Origin of the sequence: Brachybacterium sp. 107 (assembly GCF_052379725.1) — a bacterium.
Taxonomy (GTDB): Bacteria; Actinomycetota; Actinomycetes; order Actinomycetales; family Dermabacteraceae; genus Brachybacterium.
The window spans coordinates 1-18,087 of the sequence record NZ_JBQSYW010000021.1; the positions used below are offsets into that span (position 1 = coordinate 1).

14 protein-coding genes are annotated in these 18,087 nt (G+C 68.3%); 3 read left to right on the forward strand and 11 right to left on the reverse strand.

Annotated elements, in window-relative coordinates; all coding sequences use genetic code 11:
- Positions 1-101: 101 nt before the first annotated feature.
- From ACT3UL_RS16700 to ACT3UL_RS16730, 7 genes are all read right to left on the reverse strand, one after another.
- Complete coding sequence (locus ACT3UL_RS16700; protein ID WP_444579503.1) at positions 102-1,280, reverse strand: acyltransferase family protein; 1,179 nt, start codon at positions 1,278-1,280, stop codon at positions 102-104.
- 99 nt (positions 1,281-1,379) lie between these two features.
- The gene (locus ACT3UL_RS16705; RefSeq protein WP_443426537.1) at positions 1,380-2,255 is read right to left on the reverse strand and encodes an ABC transporter ATP-binding protein; all 876 of its coding nucleotides are present in this window, start codon (positions 2,253-2,255) and stop codon (positions 1,380-1,382) included.
- Position 2,256: 1 nt separating this feature from the next.
- On the reverse strand, positions 2,257-3,204 hold the full coding sequence (locus ACT3UL_RS16710) for an ABC transporter permease (protein ID WP_444579504.1): 948 nt from the start codon (positions 3,202-3,204) through the stop codon (positions 2,257-2,259).
- A 341-nt stretch (positions 3,205-3,545) separates the two neighbouring features.
- Positions 3,546-4,352, reverse strand: coding sequence for a polysaccharide pyruvyl transferase family protein (locus tag ACT3UL_RS16715; protein ID WP_444579505.1), 807 nt, complete (start codon positions 4,350-4,352; stop codon positions 3,546-3,548).
- The gene (locus ACT3UL_RS16720) at positions 4,349-5,227 is read right to left on the reverse strand and encodes a hypothetical protein (protein WP_444579506.1); all 879 of its coding nucleotides are present in this window, start codon (positions 5,225-5,227) and stop codon (positions 4,349-4,351) included. Before ACT3UL_RS16720 ends, ACT3UL_RS16715 begins: the two co-directional genes overlap by 4 nt.
- A gap of 128 nt (positions 5,228-5,355) precedes the next feature.
- The gene (locus tag ACT3UL_RS16725) at positions 5,356-7,299 is read right to left on the reverse strand and encodes a glycosyltransferase family 2 protein (RefSeq protein WP_444579507.1); all 1,944 of its coding nucleotides are present in this window, start codon (positions 7,297-7,299) and stop codon (positions 5,356-5,358) included.
- A 210-nt stretch (positions 7,300-7,509) separates the two neighbouring features.
- Positions 7,510-9,447, reverse strand: coding sequence for a glycosyltransferase family 2 protein (locus tag ACT3UL_RS16730; RefSeq protein ID WP_444579508.1), 1,938 nt, complete (start codon positions 9,445-9,447; stop codon positions 7,510-7,512).
- Between the two features lie 391 nt (positions 9,448-9,838).
- Between ACT3UL_RS16730 and ACT3UL_RS16735 the strand changes: the two genes are divergently transcribed.
- Positions 9,839-11,710 carry a CDP-glycerol glycerophosphotransferase family protein gene (locus ACT3UL_RS16735; RefSeq protein WP_444579509.1) on the forward strand — a complete coding sequence of 624 codons (1,872 nt, stop codon included), beginning with the start codon at positions 9,839-9,841 and terminating at the stop codon, positions 11,708-11,710.
- A gap of 215 nt (positions 11,711-11,925) precedes the next feature.
- Here the strand turns inward: ACT3UL_RS16735 and ACT3UL_RS16740 are convergent, their stop codons facing one another.
- A complete protein-coding gene (locus ACT3UL_RS16740) occupies positions 11,926-12,642 on the reverse strand; it encodes a DUF4194 domain-containing protein (RefSeq protein WP_444579510.1) in 717 nt (238 codons plus the stop codon).
- Positions 12,643-12,803: 161 nt separating this feature from the next.
- Here ACT3UL_RS16740 and ACT3UL_RS16745 point away from each other — a divergent pair, with 161 nt between their 5' ends.
- Complete coding sequence (locus ACT3UL_RS16745; protein WP_444579511.1) at positions 12,804-15,086, forward strand: hypothetical protein; 2,283 nt, start codon at positions 12,804-12,806, stop codon at positions 15,084-15,086.
- Between the two features lie 78 nt (positions 15,087-15,164).
- On the opposite strand, the gene ACT3UL_RS16750 is transcribed toward ACT3UL_RS16745, so the two are convergent.
- Together ACT3UL_RS16750 and ACT3UL_RS16755 are read right to left on the reverse strand one after the other, a co-directional pair.
- Positions 15,165-15,395 carry a sulfurtransferase TusA family protein gene (locus ACT3UL_RS16750; protein WP_343921982.1) on the reverse strand — a complete coding sequence of 77 codons (231 nt, stop codon included), beginning with the start codon at positions 15,393-15,395 and terminating at the stop codon, positions 15,165-15,167.
- 116 nt (positions 15,396-15,511) lie between these two features.
- Positions 15,512-16,588 carry a YeeE/YedE family protein gene (locus tag ACT3UL_RS16755; RefSeq protein ID WP_444579512.1) on the reverse strand — a complete coding sequence of 359 codons (1,077 nt, stop codon included), beginning with the start codon at positions 16,586-16,588 and terminating at the stop codon, positions 15,512-15,514.
- Positions 16,589-16,692: 104 nt separating this feature from the next.
- Here ACT3UL_RS16755 and ACT3UL_RS16760 point away from each other — a divergent pair, with 104 nt between their 5' ends.
- Positions 16,693-17,064, forward strand: a complete 372-nt coding sequence (locus tag ACT3UL_RS16760) for an MGMT family protein (protein WP_404801951.1) — start codon at positions 16,693-16,695, stop codon at positions 17,062-17,064.
- Between the two features lie 40 nt (positions 17,065-17,104).
- Here the strand turns inward: ACT3UL_RS16760 and ACT3UL_RS16765 are convergent, their stop codons facing one another.
- Positions 17,105-17,986, reverse strand: coding sequence for a helix-turn-helix transcriptional regulator (locus ACT3UL_RS16765; protein WP_444579513.1), 882 nt, complete (start codon positions 17,984-17,986; stop codon positions 17,105-17,107).
- Between the last annotated feature and the right edge of the window lie 101 nt (positions 17,987-18,087).

An 18,087-nucleotide genomic window follows, 5' to 3' on the forward strand; every position in this document is an offset into this window, starting at 1 on the left:
CCCCCACTTCGTGTCTCCCGCGGCAGGAGACCGCCTGCGCGGACCGGCACCGACGACTGGCCAGCGGGCCGCCGGGCTGCTTGCGTCGACCGCTGTGCGGGTCAGCTCTCCTCGGGACCTGCAGGCACCCTGGTGGACGCAGCGGAGGGTGCCCCTGACCGCGCCGTGGTGAGGGCCTCGGAGGGCGGAGCGGGCACGGGCGGCGCCGAACCCCCTCCGTCACGCCCCGGCCTCTCAGAAGCATCGGGCGGTGCCATCGCCTCGGCAGGCAGCACCAGGTCGACGAGGCGCTGCAGGAGCCCGACGAAGCGTCCGAGGGTGTTGGCGAACAACCAGGCCCAGAAGCGTCGAGAGGTCGGATTCTTCTCGACGACCTGATGCAGGGCGTACGCGAGGGCGACCACGAACGTCAGGATCAGCGGGTACACGAACCACTTGTTCTCTTCGGTCGCGAACCGATCCAGGAGCAGGTAGCCGATGTGCGCATGCAGGAGGTACAGCGGGTAGGTCAGGGCGCCGGCCGTCTGGGACCCGGGAAGTCGTAGTCGGCGCACGGCCGGGCTGAGCGTCACGAGCAGCGTCACGAAGATCAGCGTCTTGAGACCGCTGAGGAGCGTCAGCTCGAAGTGGCTGATCGGGAGGTAGGCGGCGAGGAGCCCCACGACCCTGTATGCAGACCATCCCGATTCGACGATCGACGCGATGATCGCGCCGCCGGCGAACCAGATGAAGTAGCCGCCGAGGTACGGGGCGCTGCTGGTCATATCGGGGGCGGCCATGGTCAGGTAGAACATGAGGATCGCCCAGGCCGGCATGAGGATCTCGAGCCGCTTCCCCTGGCGGAACAGGATGAGCAGGAACACCAGGAAGTAGAACTGCACCTCGTACAGCAGCGTCCAGTACACGCCGTCGACGACGGGCTGGTCGAGCAGCTTGGGGACGATCGTGAGGTTCGCGAGGAACTGCGGGAGGTTCACGGTCATCGTGTCCCCGCCGAGGATCAGCGTGAAGACGGCGGTGATGATCAGCGCGACCCAGAAGGCGGGATAGAGGCGCAATGCGCGGCCCACGGCGAACTGCTTGGCCGTCTTCCCCCGCGCCGAGGCGAAGATGACGTACCCGCTGATCATGAAGAAGAAGTTCACGCCGAGATAGCCGTACTGCGCGACCCCGGTGACAGGCTCGTGGTCGATGCTGTCGACCTTGCCGTTATGGATCCCGTTGTACAGGTAGTGGAAGGCCACCACGGAGACTGCGGCGAGGAGTCGCAGATAATCCACGATCTCCACGCGCTGGCGCCGAGGGGCGGGACCTGTTCTATCGGTCATCATGAACGCTCTCAACATGGACGGGACCTGCAAGGACCCCACCGAGGGAGATCAGCCCTTGGCCTTCGGCTTCGCCTTGGCGTTCTTCTTGGACTCCGCCACGAACCTCTTGTAGCGCCCGCAGACCTCCTTCGGGTCCCCGTCCATCACGAGCTTGCCCTCGTGCACCCAGAGCACGCGGCTGCACATGCTCTGGATGGTCCCCAGGGAGTGGCTCACCAGGAACACGGTGCCGGCCTGTTCACGGACCGCGTCCATCTTGGCCTTGCTCTTGGCGCGGAACGCCGCGTCGCCGGTGGCCAGGGCCTCGTCGATCATGAGGATGTCCGGGACGGCGGAAGCGGAGATCGCGAAGCGCAGTCGCGCCCCCATACCGGAGGAGTAGGCCTTCATCGGCAGGTTCACGAAGTCGCCGAGATCCGCGAAGTCCACGATCTCCTGGTAGCGCTCGTTGACCTCCTTGGTGGTCAGGCCCAACGCGAGCGCGCCGATCATGATGTTGCGCTCGCCCGTGAGGTCCTTCATGAGCACGGCATTCACACCCAGCAGCGCCGGGGAGCTGGCCACGTGCACGGTGCCGGAGGCAGGCGGGATGAGGCCCGCGATGGCGCGCAGCAGCGTCGACTTGCCCGAACCGTTCACACCGATGATGCCGATGGCCTCGCCGTGCTTGGCGGAGAAGGTGATGCCGCGGACAGCCTTCACCTCACGGACCACGGGCTGGCTCGCCCCGCGCCGGAGCAGCTTCTGGAAGAAGCCTTGCTTACGCTGCGGCCCATGGCCCACCTTCTTCGCGCCGAACACGCGATAGGTCACGTGCAGATCGTTGACGAGCAACGACAGCTGTTCCGAGGGGACCGCGAAGACAGGTGCGCTGTCGAGGTCCTCGGGATCGATCTCGAAATCGACTTCGTCCTCTTCCTCGATATCAGTCACGTCCGTACCGCTCCTCTCCGCGCCAGAACACCACGAAGCCGACGATCGCGAAGACGATGGCCCACCCGATGCCGAACAGCCACATCGTGAGCGACGGCTGGTACGCGGGCTCGTTGAGCAGGCAGGAGCGCACCAGATAGAGGTACACCGCCACCGGCTGATACTGCGCGATCCAGCCCCAGCTGAACTGGCCCAGGTACCGGTCGATCGAGAAGATGACGCCGGAGGCGTACATGAGCACGCGCATGATGTGCGGGATGATGTTGTCGAGGTCCGGGGCGAGGGCCACCCACCGTGCGACCAGGAACGCGCAACCGGTGGAGAAGATCCACATCAGGGTGATCGCGGGGATCGTGAGGAGCCAGTACCAGTCGATGGTGACCTTGCCGGCAAAAGGCAGGAAACCGGAGACGTACGAGATGACAGCCATGACCACGACGGCCGGGAGCAGGATCGTCAGCTCCGTGAGCACCCCGGCGATCGGCAGCACGGCGCGGGGGAACTTCACCGAACGCACCAGGTTGAGGTTCTTGTTGATCGAGTGAGCGCCGGCCATGACGGACCGCTCGAAGAAGCGGAACATGAACACGCCGCACACGATGAACGCGATGGTGTTCTCGATGCCGGCACGGCCCAGCTGCAGGATGAAACCGAAGATGACCACGTACACTGCGGCGTTCATCATCGGGGAGAAGAGGGTCCAGAGCTGTCCCAGGTAGGTGTTCTGGTTCTCGGCCTGCGCCTTGGACACGGCCATCACCTTGATGAAGGAGCGTCGGGCCCAGAGATCCTTGATGTACGGGATCAGATGCGGGCGCACGCCGATCTGTTCGAGACCGTTCTCCCGGGCCGCAGTGTCGACCTCGGCCTGGTCGTAGGCGCGCTCCAGCGGCGCCGGCACCCTCGGTGCGGTGACGCCCTTCGCCTCGCCAGCAGTCAAAGTGCTGCTCCCATCTCGCCGGGTACTGTCCATCCGTGCTGCAGGAGCCTCGGACTACCGGCCATGATAGCGACGCGGTGTACACCGGCACTCCATCCCGTGCTCATCCCCACGTCACCGCGCACCCCTGTGGCGAGTCCAACGAGACGCTCCTCGCCGCAGGGTGCCACCAGTGACATCGGCCATCCATGGACACGACGTGGTATCTCCGCCGGGAATCCGGTGGGCGGTCGCTGAGGGGACGCGCCACGTCCTCGCGAGCGGACGGTCCGCCATCGGCAGATCTCGACGGCGGAGCCGCAGCGAGCTCCGTCGGCACCCCATGCCGGATGACTCGCCATTCACACCTCAGAAAGGGCTTGCACGAGTCCGTCCTGCAGGTTCTGAAGACCTTGAGCATCCCTGTATCCCGCCATCACGGCTTCCACGACCGCGGAGACGGATTCGGCACCGCCCTCAGGTTCGACATACTCCCGATAGCGATGTTCGCCGGGATACGCAGAATAGTAATCGTGGAACTTGTACAGTCCGCCTTTGAGCTTGTCGCCCAGACGGACATGGGCATTCGGCACCCCGAGAGCGTCCGAGAAGATCAGTCCATGGAGACTTGACGAGATCACCGCGTCGCAGGACGCGATCTCTCGCGCGACCTCCTGCGGAGTCCACGCAACGTTGATCACGCGGACGTCAGGGCCGAGTTCCCGCATTCGACCGATGACCGGTGAATGGACATCGTGATAGTGCGGAATCACCCCCAGCGAGTACCGCTTCTTGACGGGTCCGTCCAGGAGCAGAGGTGCGAGCAGGCCAGGATCACCGAGAGCGATGGGGCGCGGCGAGATGTTCTCGACCCGCGCGAGCGTGGATCGGCCCCGCACTGCGAGCACATCAAGACGAGCAGGGCCTTCGTCGGGCGTCTCCTCACGAATGAATCCGCCGCCCCACATCCGTGGTTGATTGCTCCCCTGGCTTCTGAGGACCATCTGCACGACCGATCCGGCACCGACGAGATCGCACCGGTCGACGGGTGCCCACTCGACCCGTCGACCAGTGAGTCGTTCGACCAGTGGCGGGGTCAGCTCATCACCGAAGTTCAAGCGGTGGGGGAACTTCCAACGCCACCAGAACACCGGGAGCGGGCGCGTCATGCGCGTCGCCCCCTGACTTTCCGATACCCGGCCGCGAGCACGTCGCCGACCACCGGCACCGACCTCACCGTCGCCCCGAGTGTCCTCAGCGCCCCGCCGCCCTCGGCGCGAGAGCCCGGACCGGTGATCTCCCGTTTCGCCGTCGCGGCACGCGACGCCTCGATGATCTTGAGGCCGCCGCCTCGTTCCGCACTCAGCCCGAATCCCGTGAGGCGAGCCGGCCAGAAATCGGCGCCGGCAACCGCCAGGGAGATCCGGGCTCCGTCGACCACCGCGGTGAACCGCATCGTCGCGCCGACGAGCTCGGCCGACGCCGGAAGGCGCAGCCCTATGAGGCGATCTCCGAGGCGGACCGTCGGCAGGAGATGCCGCCCGGCATATTCCTGGGCCCCGTCGAGCGTGCAGAAGTACTCATCCTCTGCCTCGGGTTCGCGGGTCAATCCCAGGACCGCCAGCGCCCGCCCGTCCTCGTCGGGGGCCACGCCTAGCGACCTGACCACTGGAACGGACTTGTGCAGGATCCCCCCGCTATCGATGGAGAGGTTCCCGGCACCCTTCGTGAAATAGGCCACGAGATAGTCGTTGAGGAGTGGCCTGTCATCGGCGTTCGAGAAGCCTTCAGGCGGGATGTTCCTCGCGCGCTCACGCCCGAAGCGAACTTCCTCGATCCGTTCCTCTGCCCCGACCGCGAGGTACAGATCCCACACACCCCGCTCGAAGCCCTCGTGGTCGGCGGTGACGAGGACCGTGCCGCCGTCCAGATCGAGGTCCGCGTGAACCGTCGACAGCTCGCACATCGTCGTGCTCTTACGCTTCCGCGCGATCACACGGTAGCCCCGAGGGTCGTACGGCCCCTCCATCACCGCGCTCGACACGGATAGTGTCACCTTGCGCCCGTCGACCCGAAGGTCCACCAGGCGGATCGCCGATCTTGGTTCTGCCATGTCTCCGTCACCACTCCCGTTCTAGTTCGCCGAATAGCACAGCCTTGAGCACTCAGCCGTCAGCCGTCCCGGCGGGCGCGGGCTGCTCGGACACGCCTGCGCACAGCTGCGACGAGGGACCTGGGCGGATCGTCTCGTCGCAGCACGAAGTGGTCCGCACCGCGGATGGAGCCGGAGATGACGCGACCCTCGCTCCCCACCGGGAGCTCCAACCCCCGCGCACACGCGGCGGGCGCGTTGCCCACCCCATTGGAGGCATCGATCTGCACTCGGACGTCAGGTCCGCTCCTCCACTCGACGGTCGCTTCGTACAGGCCCTCGCTCAACTGCGCTATCGGGGTCGAGCTCGTCAGGGGAGCGCCCGTCGCCGGAAGGTCCGTGCGGACGGTGAGGGAGGTTGCGCCGGGCGCAGATACAAGGAACCTCGCCCGATCGGAACCCTCGAGCGTCACCCCAACCACCTGTGCCTGGGGGGCGCGGTGAGCAGCGATCTGCAGTCCGAGATCGCACGCGAGGTATCCGGCACCCTTGGTCAAGTACAGGAGCCCGCGCAGAACTCCATCACGATAGATGTAGCCGTGGTCGCTCTGCATACCCCGCGATCGCTGAGATCCCAGACGCTTCTCATGATCCACTCCACCGATGGTCTGGACGATCTTCACATCCCACACATCGTCCGCGAGCTCGAGCGTGTCGAACGACGCGACGAAGGCGCCGCTCCCGCTGTCGACTCCTCGTGCGTCCGGCCTTTCCGTGGGGATCGTCAGAGCGGCGCCGGTCTTCCTGCCCAGCAGGAGCAGCGATACGTCGTGGCGGTGCGTCGCAAGACCGACGACGGAGGCATCTCCGGCAATCGTCACGAGCTGGCCCCGGACGTCGAAGCTCTTCAGTGTGAGCTCGGTGGCGACGTCCACGTCTCGCACCCGCGAGTCGTTCATGTCCTCGAGGATGCCTTCGGGAAGGTCGAAACGGATCCCTTCCGAGTCGACGGTCAGGAACGAATCGGGGTTCTCCTTCTCCCAGCGGATGATTTGCGCCAGAGGTTCGGCACGCCCCGCGACCGCCAGATCCATTTTCAGGCGTTCGAGCCCTAAAAGGTGAGCCGCTACAGCATCGTTATAGCACCCCGACATCAACTGTGATATCTCGCGCACAGCTGCCTTCTGCCCGGCATCGTCGAGACCCAAGAATTTCTTTCCCACCACCGGCCCCAAGGTCCGCTTCAAGGGACGCGCGAGCATTCCGTCGCGGACTCGGCCCGGCTCGGACTCGGCAATGATCACGCCCACGATGGCTTTCGCGAGATCCAGGTAGTCGTCGACGGACCTCGACGCCGCCGTGACATTCGTGCCGTCGCCCCGTGCCCGAAGGCGCGCATAGGGCCGGTCCGCGAGGACCGATATCTTGCGAGCGTTGAGGTAGGCGTTCGCCACGAAAGGCTGGTCCTCGCCGATGCTCAAGGTCTCCAGGAAGCGGTTATTGTTCTCGTCGATCAGGCGTTTGCGGAAGAGCTTCCACGGGGAAAGGGTGCGGTAGACGTTGTCGTCGATGAGGTCGGCGTCGAGCCTCGTGGCTCGGAAGACGGGGCCGGGGACGACGCGCCCGTTGATCCCCTCGCCCTTGCCGAGCACGACATCCGCGCCCTCGCTTTCCGCCGTCCCCACCAGGTCTCGGAGAGCATTCTCGGTGAGCTCATCGTCTGCGTCGAGGAAAAACAGGTATCGCCCTCTCGATATGCTTATTCCGTTGTTCCGCGGGTTACCCGGGCCCCCGGAGTTTTCCTGGTGCACCACCCGGAAGAAGTCGAAGCGGGACGCATAATCATCGAGAATGCGGCCAGAACTGTCTGTGGAACCGTCATCGACACAAATCACCTCTAGCTGACCTTCGGGCAGCCCCTGATTCAAGGTCGAGTCGAGCGTGAACTTCACGAAGTCCTCGACGTTGTACACAGGAATAATGACCGAAACCAGCGGTTCTTCCATCGCCGTATCGACATTCATTGCCGGTTCCGTTCTCCCGAGAGTGCGTGCATTGCAGGGCGTGGCGACGGCTTACACAGACGGCCGGTTCGAGGAAGCCGCCGGCAGCAGGCTCTCGCCGATCTACCTCTGCCACGCCGCAGAGCATATCCGTCCGTCACTGCTGGTCACGGTGCGGGCGCGCCAGGGTCCTCGAATCACCCCCTCGAGAGGGCAGCTCCGGCCGCTCGATCACGACGCCTTTCCGGGGCGGCCCTTTCCTGCTGCACGACGGATCACTCGGCGACCGACGGTGCGGAGAGCTCGGAGGGAGCCACGAAGGAGCTGCTCCGAGCTCAGGCCATCGAGGCTGTCTACGGGGACCGGCCGGGATATTCGTGGCGTTCCGCCCAGAACGACGGTCCGTTCCCGATCGCCTGCACGAACGACCAGGTTCGGCATCCCCACGCCCTGCGCTGCGGACACTCCGATCAGGTGCAGATCTCCACCGAGCTCGGCATGGGAGAGCTCGCGAGCGGGGCTGCCCTCCGCAGTGCTGAAGGTCGGAGATTTCTCGCTCACCACGGACAGCAGGACCTGGATCGACCCGTCGGCATGCTCGATCCGACCCCGCACCTCAACCTCGGGCAGGTCATTGCGGGTCTGGGTGAAGCCGAGGTCGAGGGAGAGGTTCCCCGCGCCCCGGGTGAAGTAGACCTTCCCCAGGGCAGCCCCGCCCCCGGCGTCCTCGACAAGGGTGAGAGGCTCTGCGGAGATCCCCTTCCGGCGCTTGGCACCGAACCTCGTCACGACCTCGATTCCCCCGAACTGCTGGACGAGGTAGGCATCCCAGACGCCGTGAGCGAGCGGTCCCGTATCCACGGCGATGCTCACGTCATGGCCGGCCCCGGAGTCGGTGTCGACCCGTCGAGATTCCGCCATCCCGACCTCGACCCGCTCGTCGCTCCGCCGGTTCACCAGGCGCAGGATGACCGCGGACGCGGGCTCCGTCGTGCCGAGCACGATCGCCCTCGCAGCGACCCTGAGGAGGGCGCCGTCCGCGGACAGCCCTGTCAGCGTGATGTCCCCCGTGACGTCGACCGTATGCATGCGATGATCCCCGATCCTTCGTCTCAGGCCCGCGGGCAGGTCAAGGACGAATCCTTCGTCCTCCTGGATGAGCCGTCGTCGACCGACCTTCGTCTCCCAGGCCATGACCTCGCGCAGGGCCTCCACGTCACCATCGAGCGCGAGCTCCACCTTGGTACGGGTCAGGACGTCGAGATGTGCGGCCGTCGCCTCGTTGTACAGCGGGGAGATCGTCTCGCGGAGCTGGTCCACGACGCGCTGCTGCGTCGCCTCGTCCAGTGCCAGGAACCCGGTCCGCATGCTCTTGGTGAGCGTGTTCCGGAAGGGGCGCCGCAGCAGACCGTCCCGGAACGCTCCTGGCTCCGTCCGCTCGACGATGACGGGGATGAGCAGCACCAGAAGGTCCATGTAGTCCCGCGGAGTCCTCCGCGTGGAGGTGATGTTGGTGCCGTCCTCCCGAGTACGGATCAGCACGTAGTCACGATCGGCGCAGATGCTGACCTTCCCCGCAGCGAGGAAGAGCGTGGCGACGAACGGCTGATCCGATCCGATGCGCAGGCTCGTCGGGTGCAGCGCCCCCGTCCTGTGCAGCAGCTCGGTCCGGAAGAGCTTGACGGCGCTGAGCGTGTTGAACACATGGTTCTCCACCAGGTCCGCGTCATGCACCGTCTTGGCGAAGACCGCGCCCGGGGTGCGGCGCCCGCCGATGCTACCGAGCCGTCCCAGGACGATGTCGGATCCTTCACGCTCCGCGGTCCCGGCCAGGTCGCGCATGGCGTTCGGGGTCAGCACGTCATCGGAGCCCAGGATGAAGAAGAACGTCCCCCGTGCCGCGTAGGCGCCGACGTTGCACGGTGACGCCGGACCGCCCGATGGGGCCTGGTGGATGACTCGAAAGTTCGGGTACCGCTGGGCGTAGTCGTCTGCCATCTTCTCGGAGCCGTCGTCGGATCCGTCATCGACGACGACGACTTCCAGCTCCGTCTCCGAGAGACCCTGCACGAGCATCGAGTCGAGCGTCTCGGCCAGATAGGACACGGAATTGAAGACGGGGATGACCACCGACACGAGCGGGGTCGGGGCATCAGTGGGAGTCGTCATGGAGTTCTCCAATCAGCTCGCAGGGGTGGGACCGGGACCTGGATCTGAGCGCGATCACCCCAGATCCTGTGGGCGTCGTGGCCCGGCCTGTGACAGCAGGCGTCCACTATAGGAGTGACCTCCGTGGACAGGAAGGCTCGGTCGGTCGGCGCAGACGCACTCTCCGACACACGAGGCCCTACCTGGGTTGTCGGGCAGAACCCACGGATGGGATGCCTTCGTAGCCGGGAGGTGAAGCACAGGTGGCCGGTCGCCAAAGTACAGTGATCCCTTGTCGACCTCCGGACCGCGACGTCAGCAGCAGCCTCTTCACCCGGGTGCTTCCTGCGCACGCCTCGGTCCGACGGGACGACAGCCCCCGATCAGATGTCCACCAAGGAGCCCCTCGGCGATGACCCAGAACGACAGCCCAGGCAGCGAGGCCGCGCCCGGCCGCCGGATGTCCATTCCGTGGCAGCGGATGGCCGGACTGCGCCGCCGCCTCACGCAGACGGTCTTCGCGCTGGCCCCGCTCGTGCTGCTGGCCATCGGCGTGCACCCGGCGATCGCGGCGATCCCGGCCGTGTACCCGTTCTTCATCCTGATCCGTCGCGGGTACCGCCGCCTGCGCAAGCGCGTGACGCGCACTGCCCTCTCGGGCGAGCACGGGATCCGCCTCGCGCTGGGCCTGCTCCCGCTCGGGATCGCCTGGAGCATGGGGACCGCAGGTCCGGTCGGCTGGGTGGCGCTGAGCTTGTTCGCGCTGGTACCCCTTGCGGAGCCGGTCGTCACCCGCGTCGCCCCGGGCCGGAAGCTCCGCGTCGCGAACCTCCCGGGGATCACCGACACCCGCGGACCGCGGATCCCCGTCAACGTGGTGCTGCTGCTCGATCTGACGCTGACCGCTCTCGCGAGCATCCTGCTCCTCCTCCACGTCCCCGCCGGAGCGCTGGTCCTGCTGCCGCTCATCGCGCTGGGAGTGGCCGGGTACTCGGCGCTCGATTCCTTCCGTCGTATCCGGGAGTCGGTCAACTCCGACAACGATCTGTACGGGGCCGTCGAGGCGTACGACCCGAAGTTCGTCCTCTACTACGGCGTCCCCTCCGGCTCCTCGTACCAGGTGAGCATGTGGATCGACTATCTCGAGCGCATCGGCGAGAAGTTCATCGTGGTCCTCCGCCGCACCTCCGCGTTCCGCGAGATCTCCCGGCTCACCGACGCCCCCGTCGTGGTCCGCACGAACATCTGGCAGCTGGACGACGTGATCACGCCGACGATGACAGCCGCCTTCTACGTGAACAACTCCGCCCCGAACGTGCACCTGGTGCGGTATCCGCACCTGACGCACGTGCAGCTGCTGCACGGTGACAGCGACAAGGCCTCGAGCTTCAACCCCGTCACCGCGCTCTACGACCGGGTCTTCGTGGCCGGCCAGGCGGCGATCGACCGCTACGAGAACAACGGCGTGCACATCCCCCAGGAGAAGTTCACGATCGTGGGTCGCCCGCAGGTCGAGACCGTCGAGCAGCAGGGCCCGGAGAACGTCCCTGTCCGCACGGTGCTCTACGCCCCGACCTGGGAGGGGCACTACGCCGATACGAACTACGGCTCGCTTCCCGTCGGCCCCGCGATCATCCGCGAGCTGATCGCCCGGGAGCAGACGGTCGTGTTCCGCCCGCACCCCTTCAGCTACCGCAACCCGGCGGCGAGCGCGAACATCCGGGAGATCAAGCAGCTGCTGCGCGAAGATGCCGAGTCCAGCGGCCGCGAGCACCTCTTCGGCGCAGCCGCCGAGAAGGAGCTGGATGCCTTCGGCTGCTTCAACGCGGCTGACGCGATGATCTCCGACGTCTCCTCGGTGGTCCCGGACTTCCTGTACTCGGGCAAGCCCTACGGGCTGGTCACGATGACCTCCACCGTGGAGGAGTTCGAGGCGGCGTTCCCGCTCGCCCGGTCCGCGTACGTGATCGATCGCGAGCTGACCACTCTGCAGGGCGCGCTCGACGAGCTGCTGCTCCACGACTCCAAGGCGGACCAGCGCAAGGCGACCCGCGAGTACTACCTCGGCCCGTTCCCGCCCGAGAACTATGCCGAGGCCTTCGTCGGCGCAGCGCGCCACGTCGTGCTCGAGGAGCGTAAGTCGCTCGCCGCGCAGAACGCCCCGACCGAGCGCGAGGAGGGCGGGAGTGCCGACCAGGCCGAAGGCCAGGGAGACCCCACCGCGAACGGCTCCGCGCCGCAGGACGAGGGCGATGAGGACACCGACGGCGGCGAGGAGAACTGACCCGCTGAGAGTCACCGCATAGCGATGACGAGTGATGCCCGGCTCCGAGAGGGGCCGGGCATCACTCATTCGCGGGCAGCACTCGTCAGCGGGTATCCCCGATGTCGGACGAACTCTGGCTCCATACCTGTTCCCGGCGGTGATCGGATCGCTCATGCCGGCGATCAGATCGTGGGTCCGGACCGCCTGGTCGGTCCCCGACGGTGGAGGGTCGCTCAGACCTTGTCGGCGGGCGCGGATCCGACCACGTCGGAGCCTGCTTCCTCGTCGTCGCCGTCCTGCTCCCCGTCCGTCGGATCCTCCAGGCCGCCCACGCCGGCCTGGCGATACAGCGCGATGAACTCCCGCGCGGTATCGGGACCGATCATCAGGCGCAGCACCGGGGAGACCTCGTAGTCGTCGCCCTGCTCGTCGAGGAGACCGGCGCGCTGGATCTTGGCGATCGAGGCACGGACCTCCTTGGCGAAGCCCGCCTCGTCGGTGGACGTGGTGCGGCGGTATGCGGCCAGCGCCTGCTGGACCTCCGCCTCGGAGACCACGGTGCGCTGGCCGCGGGAGGACTGCGTGAGCAGCATCTGGCGCAGGACCAGCAACAACACCGAGTCCAGGCGGTTCAGTCCGGTGAGTCGGCGCAGCAGCTTGGGGGCGTCGGGATCGGACTCGCTCTGGCGCACGAAGGCGACCTGCGCGTCGTCGTCGACGACGAGCTCGAGGAAGAGGTCCGCGAGGCGCGCCTCGATCGCTGCACGATCGCGCAGCAGCTGGGCATAACGTGCGGGATCACGACGCCCGTCGAGGAACGGACCCTGCATCAGGTGCACGAGCACCCGTCGAGAATCCTCGACGAGGGCAGCACCCGGCGCCGACGGCGTGTCGTCGTCCCCGGCAGCCTGGTCACCGTCGGTTGCGTATCGAATCGCTGAGCTGGTCACGGCTCTACCTTACCGGCGTCGGAGGCGGCGAATCGAGCGGCCCGGTGCACGGGTTCAGGCCGAACGCTATGCATCGGGCCGTGGTTTCTGGTGGAATCGGGCTCGAGAGCAGGATTCCCTTCGCTCGATCGGGCGAAGGAGCCGACCGCAAGGAGCTGACGATGAACAACCTCCCCGTCTCACTGCCCGTACTCATCGGAATCATCGTGCTGGTGCTCCTCCTCCTGATCATTCTGATCGTGGTGGGCGTCGTGGGGTCCAAGCGACGCCGCGCGCGCCAGGAGGAAGAGAACCGCCGCCGTGCCGCCGAGCTCAGAGAGCAGGCGGCCCGCGACGAGCAGAAGGTCAAGGAGCGCGAGATCGCCGCCAAGGAGACCGAGGTCGAGGCCGACCGTGCCGATCTCGACGCTCAGAAGAAGGCGAAGGAGGCGGAGCAGGAACAGATCGCCGCCGAGCGTCGCCGCATCGACGCGGAGAAGCAGCGTTCCGCCGTCGACGAGGATCGCAGCACCGTCGAGCAGCGTCGCGCCGAGGCCGACCGTCTGGACCCCGACACGCCGAATGACGGTGCGGGCGCTGCCGGCACCGCAGCCGGTGCCGGATCCGCTGCCGCGAAGGACGGCACGGTCCGCGAGGACCGCTCAGCACGCGCAGCCGGCCATGACCAGGGCGTCCGTGACGGCGCACCTGCCCGTGACGGCGCACCCGTCCGAGAGGGTGCACCTGTCCGTGACGATCGAGCCGCTCGCGAGGGCGCCGCTGGTGCTCCCCGCGAGGAGCACGGCCACACCGGAGCCGCAGCAGCAGGTGCCGGCGTCGCCGGTGCAGGCGTCGGCGGTGCAGGCGTCGGCGGTGCCGCCATGGCCGCCCACGATCGCGACAAGGACCATGACCGCGACCGCAGGCGGGATGACGCCGTCGGCCGCGAGAACGCACCCGTGAGGGACGACCGGGCGGCTCGCCCGGTCGCCGAGGATCGGACCGCTCGCGACGGCGCCCCCGTCGCAGGCGATCAGGCTCCCCGGGGCGAGCAGGCCGCTCGCCCGGTGGGAGACGGCCGTTCGACACCCGTGGCCGGCACTGACCGTGGCGTCCGTGATGACGCACCTGTCCGTGACGGAGCGCCCGCCCGTGACGATGCGCCTGTCCGTGACGGAGCGCCCGTTCGTGAGGAAGCGCCCGTCCGTGAGGACCGAGCCGCTCGCGAGGGCGCCGCTGGTGCTCCCCGCGAGGAGCACGGCCACACCGGAGCCGCAGCAGCAGGTGCCGGCGTCGCCGGTGCAGGCGTCGGCGGCGCCGCCATGGCGGCGCACGACGGCGACCGCGGTGAGGACCGCGACCGTCAGCGCGGCGACCACGCCGGGATCGACGACCGTTCGGGGCGTGAGGGCCGTGCGGGGCGTGAGGACGCCCCGCTGCGGGACGACCGTTCGGCCCGCGACGCGGAGGTCTCGGACCGACGTCAGGACTCCCCTGGCGTCTCCGGTGGCCACCGTGCTGCGGAGACCGCCGACGATGCCCGTCGCGATCCCTCCGAGCCCTCGGGCGAACCCCTCGACGAGAGCACGATCGAGGAACGAGTCGCCCGTGGCCAGAACCGCTCTGATGCGGATCTCGACTCCCGGGGCGATTCCCGCGATTCCCGCGAGTCCGGTCAGCCGGTCCAGGAGCGCGGGGCGGACCGGCCGCATCAGGAGTCCACGCACTCCGGCACCGGCGCAGCGGCAGGGGCTGCCGGAGGAGCCGTCGCCGGTGGCGCAGCAGGCGGCGCAGCAGGCGACGATCGTGATGCGCGGGCCGCGGAGTTCGGTGAGCAGCCGGACCGTCGGGCGTCGGCGGACACCGTGGGGTACGACGCAGAGCGCACCCGCGGAGCGGCCGGCCAGGAGCCGGTCGTGCAGGAGCCTGCCGGCCGGGAGCGCCCCGGACACGACACCGCTCCCCAGGGCACGGTCGCACCGCAGGGCGGGTCCGACGTCCCGCACGGCCGCCGGGCAGCCGGCACGGATGCCCCGGCCGAGCCGGTCGACAGTGGCCAGGCCCGGCCGCTGAACGGGAACTCCCAGGGCATTCCCTCCGAGCAGGGCGCGCACGAGGCGCCGCAGCCGACGGCCCAGCAGTCCCCGTATGGGGAGGGCCAGTACGGTGCGGAGCCGATGGAGTACCAGCGCGGCGGGGCAGCGCAGGAGGCACAGTTCGAGCAGTCCCGTGAGACCCATCCCTCGCGCGGGCAGCTGGGCCAGGACCAAGCGTTCGGGCAGAACGACCAGCAGGACCAGGCGTACCGCCAGCGGCCGGAGGCCCCGCAGGGCCAGCAGGGTCAGCAGGTCCCGGGCGAGCAGCAGGCTGCTCCCGAGCAGCCCCTGACCGACGAGAACGGTGAGCTCCCGCCGAAGGCCCCGGAGTTCCGCGCTCCGGAGGACGGCACCGAGCCCCGCGGCTGATCTCAGCGGGCACCACGACGGCGGCCCGGGAACCTGATCAGGTTCCCGGGCCGCCGTCTGTGTCGAGGGCTTCCTGGGTCAGGCGCCCTTGCGCACCGTGATCGTCCATCCGGCGTCACCGACGCGGTCGAAGGCGACGACCTCGTGGCCCGCCTCCGTGGCCCACTGCGGGAGCGAGTCGGTGGCCTGGGTGCAGTCGAAGCCGATGATCAGGTCGTCACCGGTGGTCAGCTGCTCCATCGCGGTCTTCGCATCGATCAGCGGGAAGGGGCAGACGGCGCCGTTGGTCTCGAGCGTGTAGGCAGCCATGGGGGTCCTCCTGGGGAGCGGGTTCTGTCGGAGTGGGTTCTGTCGGAGTGGGTTCTGTGTTCTGGTTCGACGTCGTGCAGGTGGTGGCCGGCTGATGAGGATCAGCGGTCCCGGGGTCACGCGGCCGGGGTGAGCACCGGGGCGGGGCGCGAGGCGGCGGTCTTCTGCGGCCGCACCAGCACCACCCAGGCGGCGCCCCAGGTGCCGAGCATGATCGCGACGAGCGACACCCAGCCCTGGTAGCTGAACAGGCTCGTCTCCACGAGGGAGTTGCCGATGGTGCAGCCGCCGGCGAGCGCGGCACCCACGCCCATGGCGACACCGCCGCCGGCGCTGCGCAGGATGGTCCCGGCGTCCGGAACGCGCCAGCGGAACTCCCCGGAGAGCTTCGCCGCGAGGACCGAGCCCAGCAGGATGCCGAGCACGAGCATCACGGACCAGTCCACGAGGGTTACGTCGCCCGTGGTCAGGAAGGTGACGATCTTCGCCGACGGGGTGGTGATGCCGAGGCCGCCGTTGCGGCCGGCCGCGGTGGAGGCCACCCAGGCGATGATGGCGATCAGGCCCAGCAGCACGCCGCCCACCCAGGGGCTCCAGGGGATGTCGGCGAGGTAGTGGCCCAAGCCCGTACGACGGGCGGGCAGGGCGATCGAGCTGCGGCCGCCGGTGCGGGCGGCATTGCGGCGCACCTGCCACACCACCAGCGCGGTGACGAGGCCGGAGAAGATGACCGTGGGCACCCAGACGCTCACGCCGAGGGTCTCCTGGATGGTGGCCTGGCCGACGGTCCGGGCACGGGCGGCCTCGGTGAATCCGCCGAGCGGCCCGAACTTCATGACGGCGGCGAACAGGGCGTAGAAGACCAGGGCCACCCATGAGCCGATCAGGCCCTCGCCCGCCCGGTAGTAGGTGCCGGTGGCGCAGCCCCCGGCAAGGATGATGCCCACGCCGAAGATCAGCCCGCCGCCGATCACGGCGAGCGGGGCGAAGGGCGCAGCCTCGGGGGCGAGCACGCCGGCGCTGGTGAGCGCGGCGACGCCCACGGCCTGGATGGCGATCGCCAGCATGAACGGGGTGAAGTAGCGGGTGGAGCGGGAGAGGTAGATGTCGCGGAAGGCGCCGGTGACGCAGAAGCGGGACCGCTGCAGCACGTAGCCGAGCGCGGCGCCGATGAGGAGGCCGGTGAGGATCATGGGGCACACGCTAGCTAATGAGCGCCATAAGGTGAACCCGTAAGGCGGTTCATGGCGGCCGACGACGCCGACTCCCTGCCTGGCACAGTGCGAGACTGTGGCGCATGACCCCAGGCCTCCCCCGTACCCGTATGGACGACGTCACCGTCGAGCGGGTGCTGCGCGTGGTCGAGGCGATCCCCGCGGGGAGGGTCGCCGCCTACGGCGAGGTGGGGGCGATCGTCGGCGTCGGACCGCGCCTGGTGGGCCGGATCATGCGCACCTGGGGGTCGGACGTGCCATGGTGGCGCGTCACCAACGCCTCGGGCGACCATCCGCTGCTCGCCCGGGCGCTCCCGTACTGGGAGACCGAGGGCATCACCGTGAAGCCCAATGGGCATGGCTGCCGGATGGCGGAGTTCGGAGCGGACCTGACGGAGCTGCGCCGCGCGACGGCGGCTCCCCTGGCGCAGCTGGACGACGACCCCGCCCCCTGACCTGCACGCCTGAACGACTCCATGCCCCGGGTCGGTCGGTTCAGCTGGCCCGAGAGGCTTCGCCGTCGTCCCGGGCGGTCCAGCTCGGCGCGGCCTCGATCAGGGCGGAGTAGCGCTCCAGCCGCTCCCGCGACACCTCGTCGGCCGGGACCATCACGATGAGCCGGGATCCCCGGTCCGGATCGAGCCAGAGGCTCTGGAAGTGCACGGTCAGATGACCGGCGTGCGGGGAGTCGTACTCGCGCAGGTGCGGTCGGTCGTCGGCCACCTCGTACGCCTCCCAGAGCTCCCGGAAGTCCGCGGAGTGCGCAAGCAGGCGGTCGACGAGCTCGTCCCATCGCGGATCGCCCCGATGCTCGGCCCGATGGGCACGGAGCCGGGCGACGATCTCGGGCAGCACGAGATCCTCGTTCGGCAGGCTGCCCCGCCAGACGGGATCGGTGAACATCAGCCAGGCGCAGTTGCGGTCCTGGACCGGCAGCGCATCGAGGTCGCTGAAGAGGAATCGGTAGGCCCGGTTCGAGGCGACGATCTCATAGGCATCGGTCTGCACCGCGGCCGGGAAGGGCAGCAGCTGCTCGAGCAGGGCGGTGTGCTCAGGGCGAAGTGCCGAAAGCGGGCCGAGCTTGGCGGGGGCGCGATCGGCGAGCACTAACAGGTGGTGCCGCTCGGCGTCGGTCATCCGCAGCACGCGGGCGACGGCCTCGAGCACCTGGTCGGAGACGCCCGTCGCTCGCCCCTGCTCGAGCCAGGTGTACCAGGTGGTGCCGATGCCTGAGAGCTGCGCGACCTCCTCGCGTCGCAGCCCCGGCGTGCGGCGACGACCCAGCGGCGGCAGGCCCACCTGCTCGGGTGTGACCTTCTCGCGGCGCGCCCGGAGGAAGGCGCCCAGCTGCTTGCGTCGTTCGGCGGAGCTCTCCATCCCTCCAGTGTGCGACGTCGCGCCCGTTCCTGCCAGGTGGTGCTGGTACCAGTATGAGCAGGCTCCTGGTTCCAGGATCCGCACGCAGGGACCGTGTATCC